The 24,467-nt window shown below is 74.9% G+C and carries 25 protein-coding genes; 16 read left to right on the top strand and 9 right to left on the bottom strand.

Annotated features, from left to right (window positions below; translation table 11 throughout):
- The first annotated feature begins 212 nt into the window (after positions 1-212).
- Entirely contained in the window at positions 213-416 is a 204-nt protein-coding gene (locus FXF50_RS09250) for a cold-shock protein (RefSeq protein ID WP_091424054.1), read from the top strand.
- Between the two features lie 92 nt (positions 417-508).
- On the opposite strand, the gene FXF50_RS09245 is transcribed toward FXF50_RS09250, so the two are convergent.
- Together FXF50_RS09245 and FXF50_RS09240 are read right to left on the bottom strand one after the other, a co-directional pair.
- A complete protein-coding gene (locus FXF50_RS09245; RefSeq protein WP_148426808.1) occupies positions 509-706 on the bottom strand; it encodes a hypothetical protein in 198 nt (65 codons plus the stop codon).
- A gap of 91 nt (positions 707-797) precedes the next feature.
- A complete protein-coding gene (locus FXF50_RS09240) occupies positions 798-1,781 on the bottom strand; it encodes an aldo/keto reductase (RefSeq protein ID WP_148426807.1) in 984 nt (327 codons plus the stop codon).
- 84 nt (positions 1,782-1,865) lie between these two features.
- Between FXF50_RS09240 and FXF50_RS09235 the strand changes: the two genes are divergently transcribed.
- Entirely contained in the window at positions 1,866-2,657 is a 792-nt protein-coding gene (locus tag FXF50_RS09235) for a trans-aconitate 2-methyltransferase (protein WP_148426806.1), read from the top strand.
- Complete coding sequence (locus FXF50_RS09230; RefSeq protein ID WP_148426805.1) at positions 2,654-3,679, top strand: adenosine deaminase; 1,026 nt, start codon at positions 2,654-2,656, stop codon at positions 3,677-3,679. Before FXF50_RS09235 ends, FXF50_RS09230 begins: the two co-directional genes overlap by 4 nt.
- On the opposite strand, the gene FXF50_RS09225 is transcribed toward FXF50_RS09230, so the two are convergent.
- The 3 genes from FXF50_RS09225 to FXF50_RS09215 all read right to left on the bottom strand — a co-directional run bounded on the left by FXF50_RS09225 (position 3,636) and on the right by FXF50_RS09215 (position 6,253).
- Positions 3,636-3,911: a hypothetical protein gene (locus FXF50_RS09225; protein ID WP_148426804.1), complete on the bottom strand. Its 276-nt coding sequence runs from the start codon at positions 3,909-3,911 to the stop codon at positions 3,636-3,638. The two genes, FXF50_RS09230 and FXF50_RS09225, sit on opposite strands and share 44 nt — an antisense overlap.
- Positions 3,912-4,145: 234 nt before the next feature.
- Positions 4,146-5,534: a HAMP domain-containing sensor histidine kinase gene (locus tag FXF50_RS09220; RefSeq protein WP_187399592.1), complete on the bottom strand. Its 1,389-nt coding sequence runs from the start codon at positions 5,532-5,534 to the stop codon at positions 4,146-4,148.
- A gap of 29 nt (positions 5,535-5,563) precedes the next feature.
- Entirely contained in the window at positions 5,564-6,253 is a 690-nt protein-coding gene (locus FXF50_RS09215; RefSeq protein WP_107160748.1) for a response regulator transcription factor, read from the bottom strand.
- A gap of 73 nt (positions 6,254-6,326) precedes the next feature.
- Between FXF50_RS09215 and FXF50_RS09210 the strand changes: the two genes are divergently transcribed.
- Positions 6,327-7,256: an ADP-ribosylglycohydrolase family protein gene (locus FXF50_RS09210; RefSeq protein WP_148426803.1), complete on the top strand. Its 930-nt coding sequence runs from the start codon at positions 6,327-6,329 to the stop codon at positions 7,254-7,256.
- A gap of 104 nt (positions 7,257-7,360) precedes the next feature.
- Here the strand turns inward: FXF50_RS09210 and FXF50_RS09205 are convergent, their stop codons facing one another.
- Entirely contained in the window at positions 7,361-8,155 is a 795-nt protein-coding gene (locus tag FXF50_RS09205) for a DUF1775 domain-containing protein (protein WP_148426802.1), read from the bottom strand.
- A 205-nt stretch (positions 8,156-8,360) separates the two neighbouring features.
- Between FXF50_RS09205 and thrS the strand changes: the two genes are divergently transcribed.
- From thrS to FXF50_RS09185, 4 genes are all read left to right on the top strand, one after another.
- Positions 8,361-10,385, top strand: coding sequence for a threonine--tRNA ligase (gene thrS / locus FXF50_RS09200; RefSeq protein ID WP_148426801.1), 2,025 nt, complete (start codon positions 8,361-8,363; stop codon positions 10,383-10,385).
- Positions 10,386-10,448: 63 nt separating this feature from the next.
- A complete protein-coding gene (locus tag FXF50_RS09195) occupies positions 10,449-11,015 on the top strand; it encodes an HIT domain-containing protein (protein ID WP_148426800.1) in 567 nt (188 codons plus the stop codon).
- Between the two features lie 98 nt (positions 11,016-11,113).
- The gene (locus tag FXF50_RS09190) at positions 11,114-11,734 is read left to right on the top strand and encodes a hypothetical protein (protein ID WP_148426799.1); all 621 of its coding nucleotides are present in this window, start codon (positions 11,114-11,116) and stop codon (positions 11,732-11,734) included.
- A 177-nt stretch (positions 11,735-11,911) separates the two neighbouring features.
- Positions 11,912-12,970: an aldo/keto reductase gene (locus FXF50_RS09185; RefSeq protein ID WP_148426798.1), complete on the top strand. Its 1,059-nt coding sequence runs from the start codon at positions 11,912-11,914 to the stop codon at positions 12,968-12,970.
- Positions 12,971-13,009: 39 nt separating this feature from the next.
- On the opposite strand, the gene FXF50_RS09180 is transcribed toward FXF50_RS09185, so the two are convergent.
- Positions 13,010-15,172: an elongation factor G-like protein EF-G2 gene (locus tag FXF50_RS09180; protein WP_148426797.1), complete on the bottom strand. Its 2,163-nt coding sequence runs from the start codon at positions 15,170-15,172 to the stop codon at positions 13,010-13,012.
- 252 nt (positions 15,173-15,424) lie between these two features.
- Between FXF50_RS09180 and pgsA the strand changes: the two genes are divergently transcribed.
- From pgsA to FXF50_RS09145, 7 genes are all read left to right on the top strand, one after another.
- On the top strand, positions 15,425-16,045 hold the full coding sequence (gene pgsA, locus FXF50_RS09175) for a phosphatidylinositol phosphate synthase (RefSeq protein WP_148426796.1): 621 nt from the start codon (positions 15,425-15,427) through the stop codon (positions 16,043-16,045).
- On the top strand, positions 16,042-16,980 hold the full coding sequence (locus FXF50_RS09170) for a phosphatidylinositol mannoside acyltransferase (protein WP_148426795.1): 939 nt from the start codon (positions 16,042-16,044) through the stop codon (positions 16,978-16,980). Before pgsA ends, FXF50_RS09170 begins: the two co-directional genes overlap by 4 nt.
- A 13-nt stretch (positions 16,981-16,993) precedes the next feature.
- On the top strand, positions 16,994-18,154 hold the full coding sequence (locus tag FXF50_RS09165) for a glycosyltransferase family 4 protein (RefSeq protein ID WP_148426794.1): 1,161 nt from the start codon (positions 16,994-16,996) through the stop codon (positions 18,152-18,154).
- A gap of 82 nt (positions 18,155-18,236) precedes the next feature.
- On the top strand, positions 18,237-18,740 hold the full coding sequence (locus tag FXF50_RS09160; protein WP_148426793.1) for a hypothetical protein: 504 nt from the start codon (positions 18,237-18,239) through the stop codon (positions 18,738-18,740).
- Positions 18,741-18,876: 136 nt separating this feature from the next.
- Positions 18,877-19,794, top strand: coding sequence for a pyridoxal 5'-phosphate synthase lyase subunit PdxS (gene pdxS, locus FXF50_RS09155; protein ID WP_148426792.1), 918 nt, complete (start codon positions 18,877-18,879; stop codon positions 19,792-19,794).
- 56 nt (positions 19,795-19,850) lie between these two features.
- Positions 19,851-20,510: a pyridoxal 5'-phosphate synthase glutaminase subunit PdxT gene (gene pdxT / locus FXF50_RS09150; protein ID WP_148426791.1), complete on the top strand. Its 660-nt coding sequence runs from the start codon at positions 19,851-19,853 to the stop codon at positions 20,508-20,510.
- A gap of 237 nt (positions 20,511-20,747) precedes the next feature.
- Positions 20,748-21,497, top strand: coding sequence for a YebC/PmpR family DNA-binding transcriptional regulator (locus tag FXF50_RS09145; RefSeq protein ID WP_091310004.1), 750 nt, complete (start codon positions 20,748-20,750; stop codon positions 21,495-21,497).
- 67 nt (positions 21,498-21,564) lie between these two features.
- Here FXF50_RS09145 and FXF50_RS09140 read toward each other — a convergent pair whose 3' ends face one another.
- Complete coding sequence (locus FXF50_RS09140; RefSeq protein ID WP_148426790.1) at positions 21,565-22,158, bottom strand: hypothetical protein; 594 nt, start codon at positions 22,156-22,158, stop codon at positions 21,565-21,567.
- 101 nt (positions 22,159-22,259) lie between these two features.
- Entirely contained in the window at positions 22,260-22,847 is a 588-nt protein-coding gene (locus FXF50_RS09135) for a hypothetical protein (RefSeq protein WP_305069332.1), read from the bottom strand.
- A gap of 186 nt (positions 22,848-23,033) precedes the next feature.
- Between FXF50_RS09135 and FXF50_RS09130 the strand changes: the two genes are divergently transcribed.
- Entirely contained in the window at positions 23,034-24,461 is a 1,428-nt protein-coding gene (locus tag FXF50_RS09130) for a serine/threonine-protein kinase (RefSeq protein WP_148426789.1), read from the top strand.
- Positions 24,462-24,467: the final 6 nt, after the last annotated feature.

The raw sequence follows: 24,467 nt of genomic DNA, 5'->3' as shown, positions 1-24,467 counted from the left end.
GCTCCGCCGCAACCGTCAGGTCACATGTCGGAGAATTTCGTCGGGTAGGCTGTGCGAAGTTTTTGCGTACGTGGTTTGCTGTCTCACGCTGTTGAGAGACGCGTGGGTTGAGAGAAGTCTCCTTCGATGGAGGCCGCCTCAGGCGCCGCTGCTCGAAAACGGCCAATCGGCCGCACGGCGTGCTCGGCCGCCAGTTTTAGAAGGAGATACACATGGCGCAGGGAACCGTGAAGTGGTTCAACGCTGACAAGGGCTTCGGCTTCATCACCGTCGACGGCGGGGGTGCTGACGTGTTCGTCCACTTCTCGGCCATCCAGTCCAGCGGCTACCGCACGCTGGAGGAGAACCAGCGGGTGGAGTTCGAGATCGCCCAGGGTCAGAAGGGTCCGCAGGCCGAGCAGGTCCGCCCCATCTGAGCTGACGGAGCACCGGCCGCGCCGGCCGGTGTGTGAGCCCCGCGTCCCTTTCCGGGAGGCGGGGCTTTCCGCATTGTGGACGCTTCCGCGCCTCAGCCGCGCCGGCGCCGGGCCCGCATGCCGAACCACAGCGCCACCAGTCCGATGAGGACGAGCACCGGGCCGACGGCGGCCCAGACCCGTTGGTCGGTCAGCACGCTGCCCTCGACGTAGCCCAGCCCCGACACGGTCCACAGGGCACCGAGCACGACGGCGAGCAGCCCCACGGTGAGCCGGAACCAGCCCCTCATCGCTCTCCCTCCGCCGACGCGCGCCCGGCTCCAGCATGCCCGCGGGCGCCGGTCCCCGGCGACGCCGCGCCGACGGGCCGCCGCTCCGGGTTCACCACCGGTCGTGCACCTGCGGCCGGATCAGCTCGTCGTAGGTGGCCCGGACAGCGGCCAGCTCCACCTCGGTGAGCGGCGGCAGGCCGGCCGCGGCGGCGTTGCGCCGGGCCTGCTCGGCGCTGCGGGCGCCCGGGATGACCACGGTGACGCCGGGCTGGTCGAGGATCCAGCGGAGCGCGAACTGGGCCATCGTCCGGCCCTCGCCGACCAGCGGCGCGAGCCGGCGCACGGCGGACAGGCCGAGGTCGTAGTCGACGCCGGAGAAGGTCTCGCCGACGTCGAAGGACTCGCCGTGCCGGTTGAAGTTGCGGTGGTCGTCCGGCGGGAAGGTCGTGTGCTCGTCGTACCGGCCGGAGAGCAGGCCGCTCGCCAGGGGCACCCGGGCGATGATGCCCACCCCGGCCTTCGCGGCCTCGGGCAGCACCCGCTCCAGGGGCTTGTGCCGCACCGCGTTGAGGATGATCTGCACGCTGGCCACGCCGGGGCGGGCGATCGCGGTGAGCGCCTGGTCGCAGGTCTCGACGCTGACCCCGTACCCGGCGACGCGTTCCTCGGTGACCAGGGTGTCCAGGGCGTCGAAGACCCGGTCGTCGGCGAAGACCGCGCTGGGCGGGCAGTGCAGCTGCACGAGGTCGAGGGTGTCCACGCCGAGGTTGGCCCGGGAGCGGTCGGTCCAGGCCCGGAAGTTGTCCAGGGTGTACGCCTCCGGCGTCTGCGGCACCCGCCGGCCCATCTTCGTGGCCACGGTCAGCCCGTGCCCGGGGTGCTCGCGCAGGAAGCGGCCGATCAGCTGCTCGCTGCGGCCGTCGCCGTAGACGTCGGCGGTGTCGAGGAAGGTGACCCCGGAGCCGACCGCGGCCCCCAGCACGTCGAGGGCGGCGCTCTCGCTGACCTCGCCCCAGTCCGCGCCGAGCTGCCAGGCGCCGAGTCCGATGATGCCGACGTGCCGGCCGAGCCGGTCGAAGCTGCGCTGTTCCATCCGGTCGAGCCTAGTGAGCCGCTTGCCGCGGCGCTCGTCGGGCCGTACGGTCTAGCAAGACGTACGTACGGTTTGGAGGCTGTCATGTGGGACCCGAGCACCTACCTGCGCTACGGCGATGAACGCTCCCGGCCCTTCCACGACCTGCTGGCCCGGGTCCCGACGGAGCGGCCCCGCGCGGTCGTCGACCTGGGCTGCGGCCCGGGTACCCTGACCGCGACCCTCGCCGGCCGCTGGCCGCAGAGCCGGATCGCCGGCCTGGACTCCTCCGCGGAGATGATCGACCGGGCCCGCGCCCTGGCGGCGCCGGTCTCCTTCTCGGTCGGGGACGTGCGGGACTGGCGTCCGGAGCCCGACGTCGACGTGGTCGTCTGCAACGCGGTGCTCCAGTGGGTGACCGGCCACCAGGAGCTGCTCACCCGCTGGGCCGCCACGCTGCCGGCCGGCGCGTCGCTGGCGTTCCAGGTGCCGGGCAACTTCGCCGCCCCGTCGCACCGGGCGCTGCGCGAGGTCGCCGGGCGGGACCGGTGGCGGGACACCCTCGCCCCGCTGCTGCGGGAGGCGCCCGTCGAGGACCCGGTCGACTACGCCGCCCTGCTGGTCGGTGCCGGCTGCGCCGTCGACGCCTGGGAGACTACCTACGTGCACCTGCTCCCGGCCGCCGGCGCCGACCATCCGGTGCTGGCCTGGATGGAGGGGACGGCGCTGCGCCCGGTCCGCGCCGCGCTCGACGCCGCCGGCTGGGCCGACTTCCGCGCCGAGCTGGGGGTACGCCTCGCCGAGGCGTACCCGGTGCGGCAGGGTCAGGTGTACTTCCCGTTCCGCCGGATCTTCGTGGTGGCCCGCACCGGCGCCCGCGCAGAGGAGAACCCGTGACCGACCTGCCCACCTTCATCGCCGGCCTGCCCAAGGTGGAGCTGCACGTGCACCACGTCGGCTCCGCCTCGCCCCGGATCGTGGCCGAGCTGGCCGCCCGGCACGAGGGTCGCAGCCCCGTCCCGGCCGACCCGGAGGCGCTCGCCGACTACTTCGCGTTCCGCGACTTCGCCCACTTCATCGAGGTCTACCTCAGCGTGGTGGACCTGATCCGGGACGCCGACGACGTCTGGCTGCTCACCCACGAGGTGGCCCGGGAACTGGCCCGCCAGCAGGTCCGCTACGCCGAGCTGACCGTCACGCCGTACTCCCACGTGCACCGCGGGATCCCGGCGCCCGCGTTCTGCGAGGCGATCGAGGACGCCCGCAAGCGGGCCGAGGCCGACTTCGGCATCGCCTTGCGCTGGTGCTTCGACATCCCCGGGGAGGCCGGCCTGCCGTCCGCCGAGGAGACCCTGCGGATCGCCCTCGACGAGCGGCCGGACGGGCTGATCAGCTTCGGCCTGGGCGGCCCGGAGATCGGGGTGCCGCGGCCGCAGTTCAAGCCGTACTTCGACCAGGCCCGCGCGGCCGGGCTGCGCTCGGTGCCGCACGCCGGCGAGACCACCGGCCCGGAGACGATCTGGGACGCGCTGCGCGAGCTGGGCGCCGAGCGGATCGGCCACGGCATCTCCGCCGTCCTCGACCCGGCGCTGCTGGCCCACCTCGCCGAGCGGCGCATCCCGCTGGAGGTCTGCCCCACCTCCAACGTCCGGACCCGGGCGGTGGCGACCATCGAGGAGCACCCCCTGCCGCAGCTCGTCGAGGCCGGCGTGCTGGTCAGCATCAACTCCGACGACCCGCCGATGTTCGGCACCACGCTCAACGACGAGTACGCCGTGGCCGCCCGCCTGCTGAACCTCGGCCCGGCCGGGGTGGCCGCCCTGGCCCGCGACGCGGTGACCGCCGCGTTCCTGGAGCCGGGGGAGAAGGCCCGGATCAGCGGCGAGATCGACGCGTACGCGGCGGCCGCGACGCGCTGACCGGACGGGACGGCGTCGGCCGGCGGGACACCCGCAGCGGCCGGCGCCGCCCGGCCAGGGCCAGCCCGAACCCGACCACCGCGGCCACCGCCACGGCGACGGCCGGCAGGCGGCCGGCGGAGCGGCCCGGGCCGTCCGCGTGCACGGGGTCCTGCCAGGCGGCGAGAGTGAGGGCGACACCCAGACCGATCACGGTGGCCCAGCGGAGCAGGCGGCTGACGGTCGGCGTCATCACGGTCACCTCACGCCCGGGGTGCGGCTCGACGGGGAGCGGCGCGCGGCGGGAGCGAGGTGTGGGGGGACCGAACTCCCGCCGCGCGCACTGCTCCGCCGACCGGAGTTCTTACGGGGCGTCCCGGCCGACGGAACTGATGGGTTCGGTCCTGATCCTGACAGTTCGGGCCGCCGTTCCGGCCGTCGTTAACCCACTCCTAAGGAGAACTTGCGGCGGCCCACAGCCAGCGGCTCAGCGCGGGCGCGGCCAGCGCCGGCCGGCCCGCGGCTCCCGGGCGTCCCGCGCCATCCGGCCCACCAGGCCGAACCGGTTGACCTGCCGGGGTGTCGCCTCCGGGTCGGCCAGCAGCATCACCACGCTGGCCCCGCCGAGCCGGGCCCGGTCGATGCTCACCGAGCCGTTGGCCTGCAGCGCGACCCGCTTGGCGATGTCCAGCCCCAGCCCGGTCGAGCCCTGGTCGCTGGCGCCTCGGCGCAGCGCCCGGTCGGGGTCGGGGATGCCGGGGCCGGCGTCGTCGATCCGGATCGCCACCCAGCCGTCCCGCCGGCTCACCGCCACCTCGAACGCGGTGCCCTGCGGCGTGTAGCGGAAGACGTTGCCGATCACCGCGTCCAGCGCGGCGGCCAGCTCGGCCCGGGGCACCGGCGCCGGGATCCGCAGCTGCGCCCCGACCACCCGGTGCGGGCGGTTCTGGTCGCCGGCGAGGGCCGACCAGAAGACCATCCGGTCCCGGACCACCTCGCTGACGTCGCAGGTCGCCGGGCCGGTCTCCTGGCCGACCGCCTTGCGGGTGGTCTTGATCAGCTGGTCGACCTCACCCTCGAGCGTGACGATGGCCTGCCGGATCCGGCGGATGCCGCGGCGGCGGTCCAGCTCCGCCTCGCTGAACGTGCCGATGCTGGTGTCGTCGGACTCCAGCGCCTCGGCGTCCAGCCGCAGCGCGGTCAGCGGCGTCCGCAGCCGGTGCGACAGGTCGGCCACGAGTTCCCGCTCGTCGGCGCGGAGCGCCACCAGCCGCTCGGCCATCCGGTTGAACGCGTGCCCGGCCTCGGCCAGCTCCCGCGGCCCGGTCGGCTCCACCCGGACGCCCAGCTCGCCGTCGCCGACCGCGACCGCCGCCTTCACCAGCTCGCCCGTGGCGTCGACGGCCCGCGCGGCCACCCGGTCGACCACCACCACCGCGGCGCCGACCAGCGCCACCGCCACCGCGAGCAGCAGCAGCCACCGCCCGCCGGCGCCGGAGTCGAGCACCTCGTCGGGGACGAAGACCTCCACCACGGCGACCCGGTCGCCGAGCACCACCGGATCCAGCCGGAGGACACCGCCGGCCACGTCGGTGACCACCGAGCGCCGCTCGGCGGCGGCCCGGTCCAGCGCCGCCGCGTCGGCACGGCCCGCGGTCTCGTCGACCCCGATCCCGTGTACGACGGGCCGTAGCGCCGGGTCGTCGCCGCTGGCCGCCACGGCGCGCCGGACGATCTCCGGGTCGGTGCTGACCGCGAGCGCCCCGGTGACCAGCGCGCTGCGCCGGGCCGCGTCGGCCAGCTTCTCCTCCCGCGCCTGGTCGGACAGGGTGATCCCGAGCGGAACGAGGAAGGCGAGCGCGACGAGGCTGCACATGCCGGCCGTGAGCCAGGCCAGCGCCGGCCTCAGTCCGGCGCCACCAGCCGGAAGCCGACCCCCCGCACGGTGCGCAGGTAGCGCGGCTTCGCCGCGGACTCGCCCATTTTGCGGCGCAGCCAGTAGAGGTGAACGTCGATGGTCTGGTCCTCGCCGACCGAGGGCTGCCGCCATACCTCCTCCAAGAGTTCCCGCCGGGACACTACCCGGCCGGGACGTGCGGCGAGATACGCCAGCAGGTCGAATTCCTTGCGGGTCAGGGCCAGTGCCTCGCCGTCCAGCACGGCGCTGCGCTCGCCCACGTCCACCCGCAGGCCGCCGACCGTGTGCACGGCCGGCTGGACGGTGCGGCTGGCCCGGCCGGCCCGGCGCAGCACGGTGGTGATCCGGGCGTCCAGGTGGGCGCCCGTGAACGGCTTGACCATGTAGTCGTCGGCGCCCGCACGCAGCAGCCGGACCACCGACTGCTCGTCGTCCCGCGCCGTGGCGATGATGATCGGCACGTCGGTGATCCCGCGCAGCATCCGCAGCGCGTCGGAGCCGTCCAGGTCGGGCAGGCCGAGGTCGAGCACCACGAGGTCGGGGGTCTCGGCGGCCACCCGGCGCAGCGCGTCCAGCGCCGTGCCGACGGCGTGCACCGCGTGTCCCCGGTCGGTGAGGGAGCGCAGCATCGCACCGCGTACGACGTGATCGTCTTCGACCAGGAGGACGGTTGCCACGTCAGCACCGTACTCGGCGTGGCAAGTTGATCGCGTTGCGGCACTCCCCGGAAACGGGCAAGCTGGGACGGCGATGACGTTCACTCTGTTCCCCGACACCCGCCTCACGCTCGCCCGCGACGCGCTGGCCGGCCTGTCGGTCGGCGACGCCCTCGGCTCCCAGTTCTTCGTGCCCGGCCGACACCCGAACGATCTCGCCGACGGACGGCTGCCCGCGCCGCCCTGGCAGTGGACCGACGACACCGAGATGGCCTGCTCGGTGGTGGCCGCGCTGAGCGAGGCCGGCCGGATCGACCGGGACGCCCTGGCTCTCGCCTTCGCGCAGCGGTGCGAGCCCTACCGGGGCTACGGGCCGGGGGCGGTCACCATCCTGCGCCTCATCCGGACCGGCACGCCGTGGCCGGTGGCCGCCGCGTCCGCGTTCGACGGGCAGGGCTCCTGCGGCAACGGGGCGGCCATGCGGGTGGCCCCGCTCGGCGCCTGGTACGCCGACTCCACCCGGCGCGCCGCCGACCAGGCCCGCGCCTCCGCCGAGGTGACCCACGCCCACCCGGAGGGCATCGCCGGGGCGGTCGCCGTGGCGGTGGCCGCCTCGCTGGCCGCCCGGGCCCGGCTGGACGGGGACCGGCCCGAGCCGGCCCGGCTGCTCACCGTGGTGGCCGGCGCGCTGGACCCGGCCGGCGAGGTGCACCGGGGCGTACGCCGGGCCGCCGCGCTGCTCGGCCACCCGGCCGGCGAGGTGGCCGACGCCCTCGGCAACGGCTCCCGGGTGACCGCCCAGGACACCGTCCCGTTCTGCCTCTGGGTCGCCGCCACCCACCTGCACGACTACCCGGCCGCGATCCGCGCCTGCGTCGAGGCGGGCGGGGACGTGGACACCACGGCGGCGATCGTCGGCGGTGTGGTGGCCGCCCACACCGGCGTGGGCACCCCGGGCGGCGTCCCGGACGGCTGGCTGGCCGCCCGCGAACCCCTCCCGGCCTGGCTCACCGCCCCCGCCTGACCCGACTGCGCCGATCTTGCACTTGCGGCCCCGCCAACGTCCGATTCGGGCGGTTTTCCGGGGCACCAAGTGCAAGATCGCGGCGGAGCCCGGCGGGACGGGAGTCAGCGGGTCCCGACTGGGGTGGGGGTGTCGGGCGGGAGCGTCAGGGTGGTGCGCCGTCGGCTCAGGAGCCAGCCGATCGCGGCGCCGCCGGCCAGGCCGGCGAGCAGGCCGCCGCCCAGCAGCAGGTCGGCGCTCGGTCCGTCGTCGGCCGGTCGTGCCGGGGTGGCCGCCCCGGCCGGCGCCTCGGCGGCCGGGGCCCCGTGGCCGGCGTGCCCGGCCGCCTCAGCGGTCGGGTCACCGTGGGCGGCGGCGCCCGCCAGCGGAGGCAGCAGGGTCACCGTGGGGGCGGGGTGCGCGCCGCCGGGCGGGTCGGCCCAGCGGACCACCGTGCCGTCGGCGTAGGTCTGGATCACCGTGAAGGTCAGCTTGTCGGTGGCCGGCATCGGGCCCATGCCGAGCGACAGCCGGGCCGGCCCGGTGGAGCCGCCGGGCATCCGGATCCAGGTCACCGCGTCGGTCACCTGGTTCAGTTCCGAGGCGTGGATGCCGGCGACCGGCCGGTCGAGGGTGCGGGTGGTGATGGTGGGCGCCCAGTCCGGCACGGACAGCGGGTAGACCTCGCCGATCGGGGCGTCCGCGGGCATCCGCAGCTCGATCCGGCTGGTCCGGCTGCCGGACCGCTCCTCCGGCAGCACCACGGCCAGTTCGATGGCGTCGCCCTGGCGTACCTGGGCCGGTGAGGTCGTGAGGGTCACCTCGGCGGCGCTCGCGGCGGCGGGCCAGCCCAGCGTGCCGCCGAGCGCGGCGACCAGCAGCGCCGTCGCCCACCACGGGCCCCGACGGGTCATCGTCATGGTCGTCCCCATCCGTGTCGACGCGGCCGGCAACCGGCTCCGGCCCCACCCGGTAGTTCGGGCGCGGGGGCGGAAAGGTTCAACGGGGGACGGAACTGATCGGTCGGGGGAGCGCGGCGTCGCTGACGGCGCGGGTCGGGGCGACCGATAGCATCGCAGGGGCCGGTACCCGGCACATCCGAACCCGTCGACGACAGGAGTCACCGTGTCCGCACCCCGTACCCCGATCGTGGCCGACCCCGTCGTCGTCGCCGCCGGGACGACGGCGGCCGACGCGGTGGCCGCGGCCGGGCTGCCGATGAACGGTCCGAAGGCGGTCGTGGTGGTCCGCGACCCGCAGGGCGTGCTGCGGGACCTGGACTGGAAGCCGGCCGAGGAGACCGCGGTCGAGCCGGTCGCCCTGGACAGCCCGGACGGGCTGAACGTGCTGCGCCACTCCACCGCGCACGTGCTGGCCCAGGCCGTGCAGGACGTGTTCCCCGAGGCCAAGCTCGGCATCGGCCCGCCCATCGAGAACGGCTTCTACTACGACTTCCAGGTGGCCAAGCCGTTCCAGCCGGACGACCTGGCGAAGCTCGAGAAGCGGATGCAGGAGATTGTCAAGTCCGGCCAGCGGTTCCGCCGCCGCCGCTTCAGCAGCCTGGACGAGGCGCGCGGCGAACTGGCCGCCGAGCCGTTCAAGCTGGAGCTGATCGAGGTCAAGGGCGAGGGGCTGGACTCCTCCGAGGTGATGGAGGTGGGCGGCGGCGAGCTGACCATCTACGACAACCTCGCCGCCAACGAGGACAAGGTCTGCTGGTCGGACCTGTGCCGCGGCCCGCACCTGCCGAACACCCGGCTCATCGGCGCGTTCAAGCTGATGCGCTCGGCCGCCGCCTACTGGCGCGGCTCGGAGAAGAACCCGCAGCTCCAGCGGGTCTACGGCACCGCGTGGCCGACCCGGGACGAGCTGAAGGCGTACCTGAAGTTGCTGGAGGAGGCCGCCCGGCGCGACCACCGCAAGCTCGGCGCGGACCTGGACCTGTTCAGCTTCCCCGACGAGATCGGCTCCGGCCTGGCGGTCTTCCACCCCAAGGGTGGCGTGCTCAAGCGGGTCATGGAGGACTACGTCCGCACCCGCCACATCGAGGAGGGCTTCCAGTACGTCGGGACCCCGCACATCTCGAAGGAAGGGCTGTTCCACACCTCGGGCCACCTGCCCTACTACGCCGACGGCATGTACCCGCCCATGGAGCTCGAGGGCGCGGACTACTACCTCAAGGCCATGAACTGCCCCATGCACAACCTGATCTACCGGTCGCGCGGGCGGTCCTACCGCGAGCTGCCGATGCGGCTGTTCGAGTTCGGGTCGGTCTACCGCTACGAGAAGTCGGGCGTGGTCCACGGGCTGACCCGGGTGCGCGGCCTGACCCAGGACGACTCCCACTCCTACTGCACCCGGGAGCAGGCACCCGCCGAGATCAAGCACCTGCTCAACTTCGTGCTGAGCCTGCTCAAGGACTTCGGCATCGACGACTTCTACCTGGAGCTGTCCACCCGCGACGAGGCCCGGCCCGACAAGTTCGTCGGGTCCGACGACGACTGGGCCACGGCCACCGCGGTGCTGGAGCAGTGCGCCCGGGAGACCGGGCTGGACCTGGTGCCGGACCCGGGCGGCGCGGCCTTCTACGGCCCGAAGATCTCCGTCCAGGCCAAGGACGCCATCGGCCGCACCTGGCAGCTGTCGACCATCCAGTACGACTTCAACCAGCCGAAGGGCTTCGGGCTGGAGTATCAGGCGGCCGACGGCACGCGGCAGCAGCCCGTCATGATCCACTGCGCCAAGTTCGGGTCGATCGAGCGGTTCATCGGCGTGCTCACCGAGCACTACGCGGGCGCGTTCCCGGCCTGGCTCGCCCCGGTGCAGGTGGTCGGCATCCCGATCCGCGAGGACCACACCGACTACCTCCAGGACTTCGTCACCACGCTGCGCAAGAAGGGCATCCGGGCCGAGGTCGACGCCGGTGACGACCGGATGCAGAAGAAGATCCGCAACGCCCAGCAGCAGAAGATCCCGTTCATGGTGATCGCCGGTGACGACGACGTGGCCGCCGGCACGGTCTCCTTCCGGTACCGGGACGGGTCGCAGCGCAACGGCGTGCCGATCGAGGAGGCGGTGGCCCACGTGCGGGACGTCGCCGAGTCCCGCACCAACTCGGGCCCGTCGGCGGAGGGCACGCCCAACACCTGAGCGGGCCCGTCGCGGGTCCGGCCGGCCGGGCCGGACCCGCCACGGTGACCGTAGGATCGGCGTGTGACTGGGGCGGAACGGCACTTCGACGGCACCGGCAGCGGCGGCGACAACGGTCTGGCGGACGGGCTGGAGCGGCTCTGGACGCCGCACCGGATGACCTACATCTCGGGCGAGGACCGGCCCGCCGGCGGGTACGAGAAGCCGACCGGCTGCCCGTTCTGCCTCGCCCCCGGCCTGCCGCCGGACGAGAGCCTGGTGGTGGCCCGGGGGGAGCACGTCTTCGCGGTGCTCAACCTCTACCCCTACAACCCGGGGCACCTGCTGGTCTGCCCGTACCGGCACGTGGCCGACTACACCGAGCTGGACGTGCCGGAGACCGCCGAGCTGGCCGCGTTCACCAAGGACGCCATGCGGGTCGTCCGGCACGTCTCCAACGCGCACGGCTTCAACCTGGGCATGAACCAGGGCGGCGTGGCCGGCGCCGGCATCGCGGCGCACCTGCACCAGCACGTGGTGCCCCGGTGGGGCGGCGACGCCAACTTCATGCCGGTGATCGGCCGCACGAAGGTCCTGCCGCAACTGCTCGCCGACACCCGGGACCTGTTCGCCAAGGCCTGGCCGGCCTGAGGCCGCTTCGCCAAGGCCTGGCCGGCCTGAGGCCGCGAGGCGCCGCGCCGGCGGTCGGCGGCCGCCGGCGGCCCGCGTCCGGCAGTACGATCTTGGGCATGGCCCTGCTGCACCGCGCGGAACTGCGTCCCTCGAAGCTCGACCTGCTCGCCGCCTGGCTGCCCGGCCGGCCCTGGTTCGCCGGCACGGCGGGCGCGGAGGTCACCCGGGTGGCCGCCTACCGGTTCGACGACCCGGCCGGCGAGGTCGGCATCGAGACGATCCTGGTCCGGGCCGGCGACGGTCCGGTCCTCCAGGTGCCGCTGACCTACCGGGCCGCGCCGCTGGCCGGCGCCGACCGCTGGCTGGTCGGCACCACCGAGCACTCCGTGCTGGGCCCGCGCTGGGTGTACGACGCCTGCGGCGACCCGGTCTACCCGCCGGCCCTGGCCGCCGCCGTCCTCGCCGACGCCGGGCAGGCGGAGGAGTACTTCGAGGTCGACGGCCGGCGCGAGGTGCGACCAGCCAGCATGACCCTGACCGGCAGCCGGGCCGGCGCCTCGCCGGCGTTCGACCTGGTCGACGAGGTGGTCGACGGCGACCCGACGCTGATCCGCGCCGGTGGCGCGGAGTTGGCCCTGGTCCGCCGGCCGGCCCCGGCCGACGCCCCGACGCCGTCCCGGCTGACCGGCGCCTGGGCGGGGCAGGCCGACCCGGTGCTGCTGGCCTACGCCCGCTGACCCTCCGGCTGCCGGCTGCCGGCTGCCGGCCGCCGACCGTCGGCCGGCCGGCCCGCCGTCCCGGCATCCGCTGACCGTCGGCCCGCGGCCCGGCGGTCGCTGACGGTCCGCGGGCCGGCCCGGCACCCGGGGTGAGGAAGCCGCCCACGGGTCCCGGGAAGGTGGCAGGATGCGGCGATGGCAGTGAGCACGCGGTCGTTGGGCCGCAGCGGCATCGCGGTCGGCGCCCTCGGCATGGGCTGCTGGGCGATCGGCGGCCCGTGGGCCGAGGGCGCCCGCCCGCTGGGCTGGGGCGCGGTCGACGACGAGGAGTCGGTCCGGGCGGTCCGCCGCGCGCTCGACCTCGGCGTGACGCTCTTCGACACCGCCGACACGTACGGGGCCGGGCACGGCGAGCGGGTCCTCGGCCGGGCGCTCGCCGGCCGCCGCGACGAGGCGGTGATCGCCACCAAGTGGGGCTACACCTTCGACGAGCGGACCCGGCAGGCCACCGGGGAGGACGCCTCGCCGGAGTACCTGCGGCGGGCCGTCGTCGACTCGCTGCGCCGGCTGGACACCGACCGGATCGACCTGTACCAACTGCACCTCGGCGACCTGCCGGTGCCCCGGGCCGAGGCGCTGATCGGCACCCTGGAGGACCTGGTGGCCGACGGCCTGGTCCGGGCGTACGGCTGGAGCACGGACCGGGCCGACCGCGCCGCGGCCTTCGCCCAGGTGGCCCGGGGCGCCGCCGCCGTGCAGCACGGCCTGTCGGTGCTCCGGGACGCCCCGGCCATGCTGGCCGTCTGCGAGAAGCACGACCTGGCGAGCCTGGCCCGGGGGCCGCTCGGGATGGGGCTGCTCACCGGCAAGTACACCCAGGCGTCGACGCTGCCCCGCGACGACGTGCGCGGCACCGCGCCGAACTGGCTGGAGTGGTTCCGCAGCGGCCGGCCGGCCCCGGAGTGGCTGCGCCGGGTCGCCGCCGTCCGCGACGCGCTGACCGCCGACGGCCGGACCCTGGCGCAGGGCGCGCTCGGTTGGATCTGGGCGCGCAGCGGCCGGGCGGTGCCGATCCCCGGCGCCCGTACGGTCGCCCAGGTGGAGGAGAACGCCGCCGCGCTGGGCCGGGGCCCGCTCGCCCCCGACCAGTTCGCCGAGGTGGAGCGCCGGCTCGCCGCCCTGCGCGCGGCCGCCCTGCGCGACGCCGACCGCCCGCACTGGCCGATGCCTCCCGTCCCGGCCGCCCGCCCCTGACCCACCCCGTGGGGGAGGTGGGCCGGGGAGCGACCGCGGTCAGGGACGGGTGCCGGCCTCCTTGCGGACCTGTTCGGCCAGGTGGGCGGGCATCGGCTCGTAGCGGGCGAACTCGCGGCGGAACGTGCCGGTGCCGGCGGTCATCGAGCGCAGCTCGACGGCGTAGCGCAGCAGTTCGGTGGCGGGGACCTCGGCGCGGACCAGGGTGCGGCCCTCGGCGTCCGGGTCCGGCTCGGTGCCGAGCACCCGGCCGCGCCGGCCGGACAGGTCGCCCATCACGGCGCCCACCGACGGGTCGGGCACCCGGATGGTCACCTCGTCGACCGGCTCCAGCAGCGTCGGCTGCCCCTTCTCGGCGGCGTCCCGCAGGGCGAGCGCGCCCGCGGTCTGGAACGCCGCGTCGGAGGAGTCCACGCTGTGCGCCTTGCCGTCGAAGAGGGTCACCCGCAGGTCCACCACCGGGTAGCCGCCGACCAGGCCGCGCTCCATCTGCGCCCGGACGCCCTTCTCCACCGAGGGGATGTAGTTGTGCGGCACGGCGCCGCCGACCACCTTGTCCACGAACTCGAAGCCGGCGCCGCGCGGCAGGGGCGTGACCTCGATGTCGCAGACGGCGTACTGGCCGTGGCCGCCGGACTGCTTCACGTGCCGGCCGTGGCCCTTGGCGCCGGCCGTGAACGTCTCGCGCAGCGCCACCCGGACCGGCTCGGTCTCCAGCTCCACGCCGCCGGCGCGCAGCCGGTCGAGCACCACGTCGGCGTGCGCCTCGCCCATGCACCAGAGCACCAGCTGGTGGGTCTCGGCGTTGCGGTCCAGCCGCAGCGTCGGGTCGCCGGCGACCAGCCGGGCCAGGTTGCGGGCCAGGGCGTCCTCGTCGGCCCGGCTCTTCGCCACGATGGCCACCGGCAGCAGCGGCTCCGGCATCTCCCACGGGGCGATGAGCAGCGGCTCGTCCTTGGCGGAGATGGTGTCGCCGGTCTCCGCGCTGCCCGACTTGGTGATCGCGCAGATGTCACCGGCCACCGCCATGGGCACCTCGCGCAGCGTCGCGCCGAGCGGGCTGTAGATGTGGCCGACCCGCTCGTCGGCGTCGTGGTCGGGGTGACCGCGCTCGGCCATGCCGTGCCCGGACACGTGGATCACCTGGTCGGGGCGGAGGGTGCCGGAGAAGACCCGGACCAGGGAGACCCGGCCGACGTGCCGGTCCACGGTCGTCTTGACCACCTCGGCGACCAGCGGGCCGTCGGGGTCGCAGGCCAGCGGCGGCCGGGGCGAGCCGTCCACGCCGGTGACCGCGGGCAGCTCGTGCTCCAGCGGCGACGGGAACGCCGCCACCAGGCCGTCCAGCAGCGCGTCGAGGCCGACGCCCGTCTCCGCGCAGACCGGCACCACCGGGTAGAAGTGGCCGCGGGCGACCGCCGTCTCCAGGTCGGTGATGAGCACCTCGGTGTCGATCTCCTCGCCGCCGAGGTAGCGGTCCATGAGGGTCTCGTCCTCGCTCTCCGCGATGATCCCCTCGATCAGCTCGTTGCGGGACTCCTGGATGGCGGGCAGGTGCTCCGGGTCGGGCTCGCGTACCGCCGCCGGCAGGCCCTGGGAGTAGTCGAAGACCCGCCGGGTGATCAGCCCCATGAGGCCGGCGACCGACTCGCCGTCGTCGCCCAGCATCGGCAGGTAGAGCGGGAGCACGTTGTCGCCGAAGACCCGCTGGCAGAGCGCCACGGCCTCGTCGAAGTCGGCGCGCGGGTGGTCCAGCCGGGTGACCGCGACGGCGCGGGGCATGTCGACCGCGGCGCACTCCTCCCAGAGCGCGGCGGTGGCCGCGTCCATGCCGTCGACGGCGGAGACCACGAACAGCGCCGCGTCGGCGGCCCGCAGGCCGGCGCGCAGCTCGCCCACGAAGTCGCCGTACCCGGGGGTGTCCAGAAGGTTGACCTTGACGTCGCGGTGCAGCAGCGGGGCGCAGGCCAGGCTCACCGAGCGCTGCTGGCGGACGGCGGCGGGGTCGTGGTCGCAGACCGTGGTGCCGTCGGTGACGCTGCCGGCGCGGCCGATCGTGCCGCTGGTCGCGAGCAGCGCCTCGACCAGGGTCGTCTTGCCCGCCCCGGAGTGCCCGACGAGCACCACGTTGCGAACCCTGCTGGGGTCGGTCACCACCGGCGCGCCGCCGGTGACACCCTTCTCCTGATTCTTCTGCGCCATCGCGGCGCACCTCCCTCAACCGGTGGTGGTGGCGACCGCCGCGCGCGACGGGGAAGCGGCCCCGGACGGGCACCGCGGCGATATCTTCCGGTGATCTCCTCAACGACGGGTACGCGGACCGGTGATCCGGTGAACTGGCTCACCTCCCACGCTCGATCTCACACCCGTAACCGGGCCGGCACAAGTACGCCTGGCGGGTCGGTACGACCGGCTGTGTCCCCGGCCGCTGCCGGCCGTTATCGTGGGACCGCCATGGCGAAGATCTTCCAAGTGACGGCCCGCGCGGGCATGACCCGCGTCGTGGAGCCGGTCGCGCGCGGACTGCTCCGCGCGGGTGTGTCCCCCAACGCGGTCACCGTGACCGGCACCGTCGGCGTGCTCGTCGGCGCGCTCGGCTTCGGCGCCCGCGGTCATCTGGTCGCCGGTGCGCTGATCGTCACGGTCTTCGCGCTCACCGATCTGCTCGACGGCACGATGGCCCGGATGAGTGGTGGCTCCACCCGGTTCGGGGCCTTCCTCGACTCGAGCATGGACCGCATCGCCGACAGCGCGGTCTTCGGCGCGGTCGCGTACTGGCTGGCCACCGAGCACCAGTACTCCGGGGTGGCCGCGGCGCTGCTGTGCCTGGCCGCTGGCGGGCTGGTCTCCTACGTGAAGGCCCGCGCCGAGGGCCTCGGCATGACCTGCAACGTGGGCATCGCCGAGCGCACCGAGCGGCTGCTGATCGTCGGGGTGGGTGGCCTGCTCACCGGCCTCGGTGTCGACCCGGCCCTGGAGATCGCGCTCTGGCTGCTCGCCGCGGTCTCGATCTTCACGGTCGGCCAGCGGATGGCCCACGTGTACCGGCAGGCGCAGCTGGTCGGCCGGGAGTGAACTTCACCGAGGCGGGCTACGTCGCCGGCTGGCGCCTGGTCCGCGCGCTGCCCCGGCCCGTGGTCGCCGCCGCCTTCCGGGCGGGCGCCGACCGCACCCACCGCAGGGGCGGCAAGGGTACGGCCCGACTGCGCGCCAACCTGCGCCGGGTGGTCGGCCCGGAGCTGCCCGAGGCGGAGCTGGACCGGCTGGTCCGCGCCGGCCTGCGGTCGTACGCCCGGTACTGGATGGAGGCGTTCCGGCTGCCCAGCCTGAGCCGGCAGCAGATCCTCGCCGGGTTCCACCTCGACGGCCAGGAGAAGCTCGCCGCCGACGTGGCGGCCGGCCGGGGCGCGGTGGTCGCGCTGCCGCACGCCGGCAACTGGGACGCCGCCGGCGCCTGGGTGGCCGCCACCGGCTGGCCGATCACCACGGTCGCCGAGCGGCTCAAGCCCGAGGGCGTCTACGAGCGCTTCCTCGCCTTCCGGCAGGGCCTCGGCATGGAGATCCTGCCCACCACCGGCGGTGACCGGCCGGCGTTCGACGTGCTGGTCGATCGCCTGCGGGCGGGCGCGGTGGTGCCGCTGCTCGCCGACCGGGACCTCTCCGCCCGGGGCGTCGAGGTGGAGTTCTTCGGCGGCCGCACCCGGATGCCGCCCGGCCCGGCCCTGCTGGCGCTGCGCACCGGCGCGCCGCTCTACGTGGCCTCGCTGTGGTACGAGCCGGACCGCGCCCACGCCGCCCTGGCGGGCCCGCTGGAGCTGCCCGACCCGGACAGCGCCCCGCTGGACGCCCGGGTACGCGCGGTGACCCAGCGGATTGCCGACGGTCTTGCGGCGGGCATCGCCCGGCATCCGGAAGACTGGCACATGTTGCAGCGGATGTGGCTCGACCAGCGCGCGGACGGCTCCACCGCCCCGGCGGCACCGCCGGCGGCCACCACCGGGACGATCTGAGGGAGCGGGCGCAATGCGGATCGGCATCGTGTGCCCGTACTCCTTCGACGTCCCGGGCGGCGTGCAGAACCACGTCATGGACCTGGCCGAGGCGCTGCTGGGGCTCGGTCACGAGGTGAGCGTGCTGGCCCCGGCCGACGAGGACTCGCCGCTGCCGCCGTACGTGGTGTCGGCCGGGCGGGCCGTGCCGCTGCCGTACAACGGGTCGGTGGCCCGGATCGCGTTCGGCCCGGTCTCCACGGCGCGGGTGCGGCGCTGGATCAACCGGGGCGACTTCGACGTGCTGCACGTGCACGAGCCGCTCACCCCGAGCCTGTCGATGCTCGCCGTGCTGTGCGCCCGGGGGCCGGTGGTGGCCACCTTCCACACCGCGATGACCCGGTCCCGGGTGCTCTCCGCCGCGCAGGGCGTGCTCCAGATCCTCCTCGAACGGATCACCGCCCGGATCGCGGTGAGCGCGCTGGCCCGCAAGGTGCAGGTCGAGCACATGGACGGCGGCGCCGTGGAGATCCCCAACGGGGTGGCGGTGGCGAAGTTCGCCGGCGTCGAGCCCCTGCCCGGCTGGCCGGGGGAGTGCGCGCCGGGCACCGGCGGGACACTCGGCTTCCTGGGCCGGTTCACCGAGCCCCGCAAGGGCTTCCCGATCCTGCGGGACGCCTTCGTGGCGCTCGCGCCGCACCGCCCCGGGCTGCGCCTGCTGGTGGCCGGGCCGGGCGACGCCGACGACCTCTACGGGCAGTTCCCGGCCGGCCTGCGGGACCGGGTCACCTTCCTGGGCCTGGTCTCCGAGGCGGACAAAGCTCGCATGCTGCGCAGCCTGCACCTGTACGTCGCGCCGAACACCGGCGGGGAGTCCTTCGGGATGATCCTCACCGAGGCGCTGGCCGCCGGCACCACCGTGGTGGCCAGCGACCTGGACGCCTTCCGCCGGGTGCTGGACGGCGGGCGGGCCGGCCGGCTCTTCCCGACCGGTGACGCGGCGGCGCTGCGTACCGCCCTGGCCGAGCTGCTCGACGACGGCGGGCAGCGGGCCGCGCTGACCGCCTGCGGCGACCAGGTGGTGGCGAATTTCGACTGGCCCGTGGTTGCCCGCCGGGTTCTGGAGGTATACGCAGCGGCGATCGAGGCCACCGACGGCCGGGTCATGGACCAGGAGTGGGCGGGGCTGGGCTGAACCCGGTGGCCGGTGTGGCCGCTGTGACGAGCGCGTCGACCGGTGCCCGCGCGGGCCGGGCGGGATGAGGAGCAGCACTACGATGCCGGGCATGTGGTGGGTGGTGGGCGCCGTCCTGGTGCTCGGGCTGGTCTCGGCGTACCTCATCTGGACCGCCGGCCGGGTCGAGCGGCTGCAGGCGCGCGCGGAGTCCGCGGCCCGGGCGCTCGACGCGCACCTGCTGCGCCGCGCGGCCGCCGCCGCGGTGCTGGCCGAGCAGCGGTACGGCGTGGAGCTCTACGCGGCGGCCCGGATCGCCCTGGACGCCGTCCCCGAGGAGCGGGAGGCCGCGGAGAACGACCTCACCCGGCAGCTGCGCACGGTGGAGCTGGACCCCGACGACCCGGCCTGCGAGGCGGTGATCGCGGCCAGCCGGCGGCTGGCCCTGGCCCGGCAGGTGCACACCGACCTGGTCCGGGACGCCCGGTCGGCCCGCAGCCGCCCGCTGGTACGCCTGTTCCGGATGGGACGCGGGCGGGAGTGGCCCCGCTACTTCGACGTCGACGACCCCACGCTCACCCGGCGGGCGGACGTCACCACCGGCTGAGCGGGCGGCGGCCCGATCCGCGTGACGCTGACCACAGACCAGGCCACCGGGGGTCTGATTGGCTGTCGGCCCGGCGTTGACCCCGTCGTAGCCTTCTGGCAGCCACCCCCCGAGCACGTCCAAGGAGCGATGACCCGTGCCCGAATCCACCTCCCCGAACACCAACGCCAACCCGGTCGTCGGCACCGCCCGCGTCAAGCGGGGCATGGCCGAGATGCTCAAGGGCGGCGTGATCATGGACGTGGTCACCCCCGAGCAGGCCAAGATCGCCGAGGACGCCGGCGCCGTCGCCGTCATGGCGCTGGAGCGGGTGCCCGCCGACATCCGCGCCCAGGGCGGCGTCTCCCGCATGAGCGACCCGGACATGATCGACGGCATCATCAACGCCGTCTCCATCCCGGTCATGGCCAAGGCCCGGATCGGCCACTTCGTCGAGGCGCAGGTCCTCCAGGCCCTCGGCGTGGACTACGTCGACGAGTCCGAGGTGCTGACCCCGGCCGACTACGAGAACCACATCGACAAGTGGGCGTTCACCGTCCCCTTCGTCTGCGGCGCGACCAACCTGGGCGAGGCGCTGCGCCGGATCACCGAGGGCGCCGCCATGATCCGCTCGAAGGGCGAGGCCGGCACCGGTGACGTCTCCAACGCCACCACCCACATGCGGAAGATCCGCAAGGAGATCCGCCGGCTCCAGTCGCTGCCGACGGACGAGCTGTTCGTCGCCGCCAAGGAGCTCCAGGCGCCGTACGAGCTGGTCAAGGAGGTCGCCGAGACCGGCAAGCTGCCGGTCGTGCTGTTCACCGCGGGCGGCATCGCCACCCCGGCGGACGCGGCCATGATGATGCAGCTCGGCGCCGAGGGCGTCTTCGTCGGCTCGGGCATCTTCAAGTCGGGCAACCCGGCCCAGCGCGCCGCCGCGATCGTGAAGGCCACCACCTTCCACGACGACCCGGACGTGCTGGCCAAGGTCTCCCGCGGCCTGGGCGAGGCGATGGTCGGCATCAACGTCGACGAGATCCCGCAGCCGCACCGGCTGGCCGAGCGCGGCTGGTGACGGCGACCGGACGGGGCCCGGACCGGGCCCCGTCCGACGAGCGAGAGGAGCGAGGAGTGACCGCACCCGTCATCGGTGTGCTCGCCCTCCAGGGCGACGTGCGCGAGCACGTCGCCGCCCTGGCCGGGGCCGGCGCGGACGCCCGTCCGGTGCGCCGGCCGGCCGAGCTGGACGCGGTCGACGGCCTGGTGATCCCGGGCGGCGAGTCGACCACCATCAGCAAGCTCGCCGACATCTTCGAGATGCGCGAGCCGATCGACAAGCGGATCGCCGGCGGCATGCCGGTCTACGGGTCCTGCGCCGGCATGATCATGCTGGCCGCCGAGGTGCTCGACGGCCGCCCCGACCAGCGCGGCTTCGCCGGCATCGAGATGACCGTCCGGCGCAACGCGTTCGGCCGCCAGGTCGACTCGTTCGAGGCGCCCGTGGAGATCGCCGGTGTCGAGGGCGAGCCGTTCCACGCGATCTTCATCCGGGCCCCGTGGGTCGAGCGGGTCGGCGCGGGCGTCGAGGTGCTCGGCCGGGTTACTGACGACGGCTCCAGCTCGCTGCGCGGCGTCCGACGTGCCGAGCTGGAGTCGTCGCTCGGGCCGGCCGGCGGCCGGATCGTCGCGGTCCGGCAGGGCCACCTGATGGCCACCTCGTTCCACCCGGAACTCACCGGCGACCTGCGGCTGCACCGCTACTTCGTGGACCTGGTCCGCGCCGCCGCCTGACACCTTTTCTCCTGGTTGCGGCACCGACGGGTTCTCCTCCGGCGGGGACCTCGCGCGCTCCATCGGCCCCGCGCCGGGTGCGGGTGTGACATGCGGGGACGCGACCTCGGTAGGATTGCGGGCGGTTCGGCAGGGCTCACCGCCCGCCGCCGCCCCCCAGCCGACCGCCCGGCGGTCCCGGTTCGGCGCGGGCGCGGACAGTCGACGCAGGCGTGAGTCAACAGACGGAGGTATGAGATGTCCGGCCACTCAAAGTGGGCGACCACCAAGCACAAGAAGGCCGTCATCGACGCCAAGCGCGGCAAGATGTTCGCCAAGCTGATCAAGAACGTCGAGGTGGCGGCCCGGACCGGCGGCGGGGACCCGGCCGGTAACCCGACCCTCTACGACGCCATCCAGAAGGCGAAGAAGAACTCCGTCCCGAACGACAACATCGACCGTGCGGTCAAGCGCGGCTCCGGGCTGGAGGCCGGCGGCGCCGACTACCAGACGATCATGTACGAGGGCTACGGCCCGAACGGCGTCGCGCTGCTCATCGAGTGCCTCACCGACAACCGCAACCGCGCCGCCACCGAGGTCCGCACCGCGCTCACCCGCAACGGCGGCTCGTTCGCCGACGCCGGCTCGGTGTCGTACATGTTCTCCCGCAAGGGCGTGGTGATCGTCCCCAAGGCCGGCACCAGCGAGGACGACGTCATGATGGCCGTGCTCGACGCGGGCGCCGAGGAGGTCAACGACCTCGGCGAGGCGTTCGAGGTGGTCTCCGAGCCGACCGACCTGATCCCGGTCCGCACCGCCCTCCAGGACGCCGGCATCGAGTACGAGTCGGCCGAGTCCTCCCTCATCCCCAGCGTCAACGTGCCGCTGGACGAGGAGGGCGCGCGCAAGATCTTCAAGCTGATCGACGTGCTCGAGGACTGCGACGACGTGCAGAACGTCTACGCCAACTTCGACGTCTCCGACGAGGTCATGGCCGCGGTCGGCTGACCTCGACCACAAGCGCGTGCCGCGCCGGGCGACCGAGTCGCCCGGCGCGACGTCGTCTCCGGCCCGGTCAGCAGGACGGCCCCTGCCGGAAGGCCCGCTCGACGTGGGAGGCCAGCCCGGCCTCGTACCAGCCGACGCCGGGGCGGATCGGGTGGCCGGTGAACAGCTCGACCCGGGACCCGAACCGGACCAGGTACGCCTCGGCGTCCCCGGCGTCGTTGCGAATCAGCGCTCCGCGCCGCCCGTAGATGCGCTCCAGCTCGGCGAAGGACATGCCGACCGACGCACCGGCCGGAGAGCGGGGCGGGACGGTGGCGGTGCCCACCGACACCAGCCGGCCGTCCCGGAAGGCCAGGATGATCTTCCCGGCCCAGGCCCCGGTGGCGCCGGCGTCCACGACCCCGGCGCACCCCGGCGCCGTCCAGTCGATCAGGCCGGCCGCCGTGAGCCGGTCCAGCCGGGCGCCGATCCGGTACGGGCCGGCGCCGTGGACGCCGAGCACCTCGACCGCCGCGACGGCCGCCCGGCCGCCCATCGGCGCCCGGTCAGCGGTCGTCCCGGCCGCCGGCGCAGCGGCGGAGGCCGGCGCGCCGACGGTCACCGGGACGGCGGCGGCGAGGGCCAGCAACCCGGTGAGGACGGTGGACGTGAGACGGTTCATGGCGGTTCTCCTTCCGTTGGCTTCTCCTGCCCTGTTGGTCTCCGGCCGGGCCGGTTCGGTTCGTCGGGTTGCCGACCGTCCCGTCGCGCGACCGTGGGGCGTCAGACCACCACCACGGTGATCGGGTACGTCCGGCCGTTCTGCGGGATGGTGACCACGACGGTGCCGGCCCGCACGAACCGGATGTCCACCACGCCGGCCTCGTAGCTGCGGGAGACCAGGTCCTGCCGGTCCACGGTGACCTGCCCCGGCCCGATGCCCCGGATTCGCAGCACCCCGCCGGTGGCGAAACAGAGCGACTTCAGCAGTGCCAGCTCGGTCTCGGCGAGGACGAGGTCGTAGCGCACCGCGCCGAGACAGGCGCTCGGCAGCGCGGTCGACGTCGACGCGGTCGGTCGGGCTGTCCGGCTCCGGGGCGGCGCGGGGCTGCGGCTCGGCGGCGTGGCCGTCGGCCGTTCCGGGGCGGGGGAGGCGGAGGTGGCCGACGCGGCGGCGCCGACGGTGCTGGCCACCGGGGTCGGTGGCCGGACCGGCAGGGGCGAGACCGGACGGTCGGCGCAGGCCGACGCCCCGACCAGGGCGGCCAGGACGGCGAGGGCGGTCCGGGCGGCGGCCCGCCTGCGGCCCCGTCGGGGCGGCTCACCCGTCGGCCACAGCCCGGTGAGGACGGTGGACGAGAGACGGTTCATGGCGGGTCTCCTTCCCTGGGCCTCCTCCTGCCCTGTTGGTCTCCGGCCGGGCCGGTTCGGTTCGTCGGGTTGCCGACCGTCCCGCCGCACGACCGCGAGGCGACGCCGTCGGGACAGCCGCCGGCCGGGTGCGGCGTCTACCGTCGAGGGAACGGCGGCCGGGTGGCGATCGGCGGAGGTGATGCGGTGACCGCGCCGACGCGGATCGGGGTCTACCGGGTGGAGCGGCTGCTCGGAGCGGGCTCCTTCGCGACGGTCTGGCTCGCGTACGACCCGGCGCTCGACGGCCGGGTGGCGATCAAGGTGCTGGCCGAGAACTGGAGCCACGACCTGCGGGTGCGGGAACGCTTCCTGGACGAGGCGCGGCTGCTGCGCCGGCTGGACCACGACCGCCTGGTCCGGGTGCACGCCGTGGGCGAACTGCCCGACGGCCGCCCCTACGCCGTGCTGGCCTGGGCGGACGGCGGCAGCCTCCGGGACCGGCTGGCGCGGGGTCCGCTGCCGGCGGCCGCGGCCGTCGCGCTGCTCGACGAGATCGCGGCGGGGGTCGCGGTGCTGCACCGGCACGGGGTGGTGCACCGGGACCTGACGCCCGGCAACATCCTCTTCCGGTCGGGGCCGGGCGGCGAGCGGGTGCTCGTCGCCGACCTGGGGCTGGCCAAGGCCCTTGCCGCCGCCTCCGGGCTGACCGCCCGGGCGGGGACCCCCGGCTACATGGCGCCGGAGCAGGACGACCCGTTCGCGGTCGTCGACACCCGCGCGGACGTGTTCGGGCTGGGCCGCCTCGGGCTCCGGCTGCTCGGCGAGGCTCCGGCGCCGAATGGGCGCCGGACCGGCCGGCAGCAGCCGCGGCTGCGGGCCGGCGTGCCGCCCGGGGTGGCCGCGGTGCTCGGCCGGGCCACCGCCGTCCGGCCGGCCGACCGCTACCCGGACGCGGAGGCGTTCCGGGCAGCACTCCGGGCAGCCGCCGGGGCGCGGCTGCGACGGGCAGAAGCGCGTACCGCGGCCAGCGCCGGCCCGGGCGAGCCGGCCCACGCCGGGCCCCTCGGTGGCGCTGGCCCGCGGCCGCCCCGCCGGCGGCGGCTCGCCGCTTCGGGGGCGGTCGCGGTGGTGGTCGTCGCCCTGGGCGCCACCGCGGGCGACGCGGCCGGCCGCACCCCGACCGGCGCCGTGGGGCGCAGCGGCCCGCTCACCGTCGCCCTGCCGGTCGGCTGGCGGGCCGACGGCACCGGCTGGGCCGGGCAGTACGGCGACGACGGCGAGCTGGAACCGGCGCTGGTGGTGTCACCGGACCCGGGCCGCTGGGCGGCGGACCCGGCCGTGCCCGGCGCCTTCGTGGGCCTCTCCGCCAGCACGGCCCGCCGCACCACGCCCGAGGGCTTCCTCGCCGAACGCCCGCACGCGGACTGCGCCGCGGCACCGGTGCGGCGCACCCGGCAGGGCGGCGTCGACTGGGTGGTGGCAGCGTTCGCCTGCCCCGACGGGCGGCCGGTGATCGTCGAGGCCGCCGGGCGGGCCGCCCCGGCCGGTCTGCTCTACGTGCAGCTCACCCCGCCGCCGGGCAGCGGAGAGGACTTCGTCGACGCCCTGCTCGCCGGCGTGCGGGTCCGGTAGGCCGCC

Source organism: Micromonospora sp. AP08, assembly GCF_008085935.1.
Lineage (GTDB): Bacteria > Actinomycetota > Actinomycetes > Mycobacteriales > Micromonosporaceae > Micromonospora > Micromonospora chersina.
This window is presented reverse-complemented; position numbering and strand designations above follow the sequence as displayed.

Excerpts from the sequence above, each read along its gene's own strand:
- FXF50_RS09185 (WP_148426798.1), top strand. The coding sequence starts at position 11,912 with ATGGCAGTGAGCACGCGGTCGTTGGGCCGCAGCGGCATCGCGGTCGGC.
- FXF50_RS09210 (WP_148426803.1), top strand. The coding sequence starts at position 6,327 with ATGACGTTCACTCTGTTCCCCGACACCCGCCTCACGCTCGCCCGCGAC.
- FXF50_RS09165 (WP_148426794.1), top strand. The coding sequence starts at position 16,994 with ATGCGGATCGGCATCGTGTGCCCGTACTCCTTCGACGTCCCGGGCGGC.
- FXF50_RS09235 (WP_148426806.1), top strand. The coding sequence starts at position 1,866 with ATGTGGGACCCGAGCACCTACCTGCGCTACGGCGATGAACGCTCCCGG.
- FXF50_RS09245 (WP_148426808.1), bottom strand. The coding sequence starts at position 706 with ATGAGGGGCTGGTTCCGGCTCACCGTGGGGCTGCTCGCCGTCGTGCTC.
- FXF50_RS09205 (WP_148426802.1), bottom strand. The coding sequence starts at position 8,155 with ATGACGATGACCCGTCGGGGCCCGTGGTGGGCGACGGCGCTGCTGGTC.
- FXF50_RS09240 (WP_148426807.1), bottom strand. The coding sequence starts at position 1,781 with ATGGAACAGCGCAGCTTCGACCGGCTCGGCCGGCACGTCGGCATCATC.
- pgsA (WP_148426796.1), top strand. The coding sequence starts at position 15,425 with ATGGCGAAGATCTTCCAAGTGACGGCCCGCGCGGGCATGACCCGCGTC.
- FXF50_RS09220 (WP_187399592.1), bottom strand. The coding sequence starts at position 5,534 with ATGTGCAGCCTCGTCGCGCTCGCCTTCCTCGTTCCGCTCGGGATCACC.
- FXF50_RS09135 (WP_305069332.1), bottom strand. The coding sequence starts at position 22,847 with ATGAACCGTCTCTCGTCCACCGTCCTCACCGGGCTGTGGCCGACGGGT.
- FXF50_RS09140 (WP_148426790.1), bottom strand. The coding sequence starts at position 22,158 with ATGAACCGTCTCACGTCCACCGTCCTCACCGGGTTGCTGGCCCTCGCC.
- FXF50_RS09250 (WP_091424054.1), top strand. The coding sequence starts at position 213 with ATGGCGCAGGGAACCGTGAAGTGGTTCAACGCTGACAAGGGCTTCGGC.
- FXF50_RS09145 (WP_091310004.1), top strand. The coding sequence starts at position 20,748 with ATGTCCGGCCACTCAAAGTGGGCGACCACCAAGCACAAGAAGGCCGTC.
- FXF50_RS09180 (WP_148426797.1), bottom strand. The coding sequence starts at position 15,172 with ATGGCGCAGAAGAATCAGGAGAAGGGTGTCACCGGCGGCGCGCCGGTG.
- FXF50_RS09160 (WP_148426793.1), top strand. The coding sequence starts at position 18,237 with ATGCCGGGCATGTGGTGGGTGGTGGGCGCCGTCCTGGTGCTCGGGCTG.
- FXF50_RS09225 (WP_148426804.1), bottom strand. The coding sequence starts at position 3,911 with ATGACGCCGACCGTCAGCCGCCTGCTCCGCTGGGCCACCGTGATCGGT.
- FXF50_RS09190 (WP_148426799.1), top strand. The coding sequence starts at position 11,114 with ATGGCCCTGCTGCACCGCGCGGAACTGCGTCCCTCGAAGCTCGACCTG.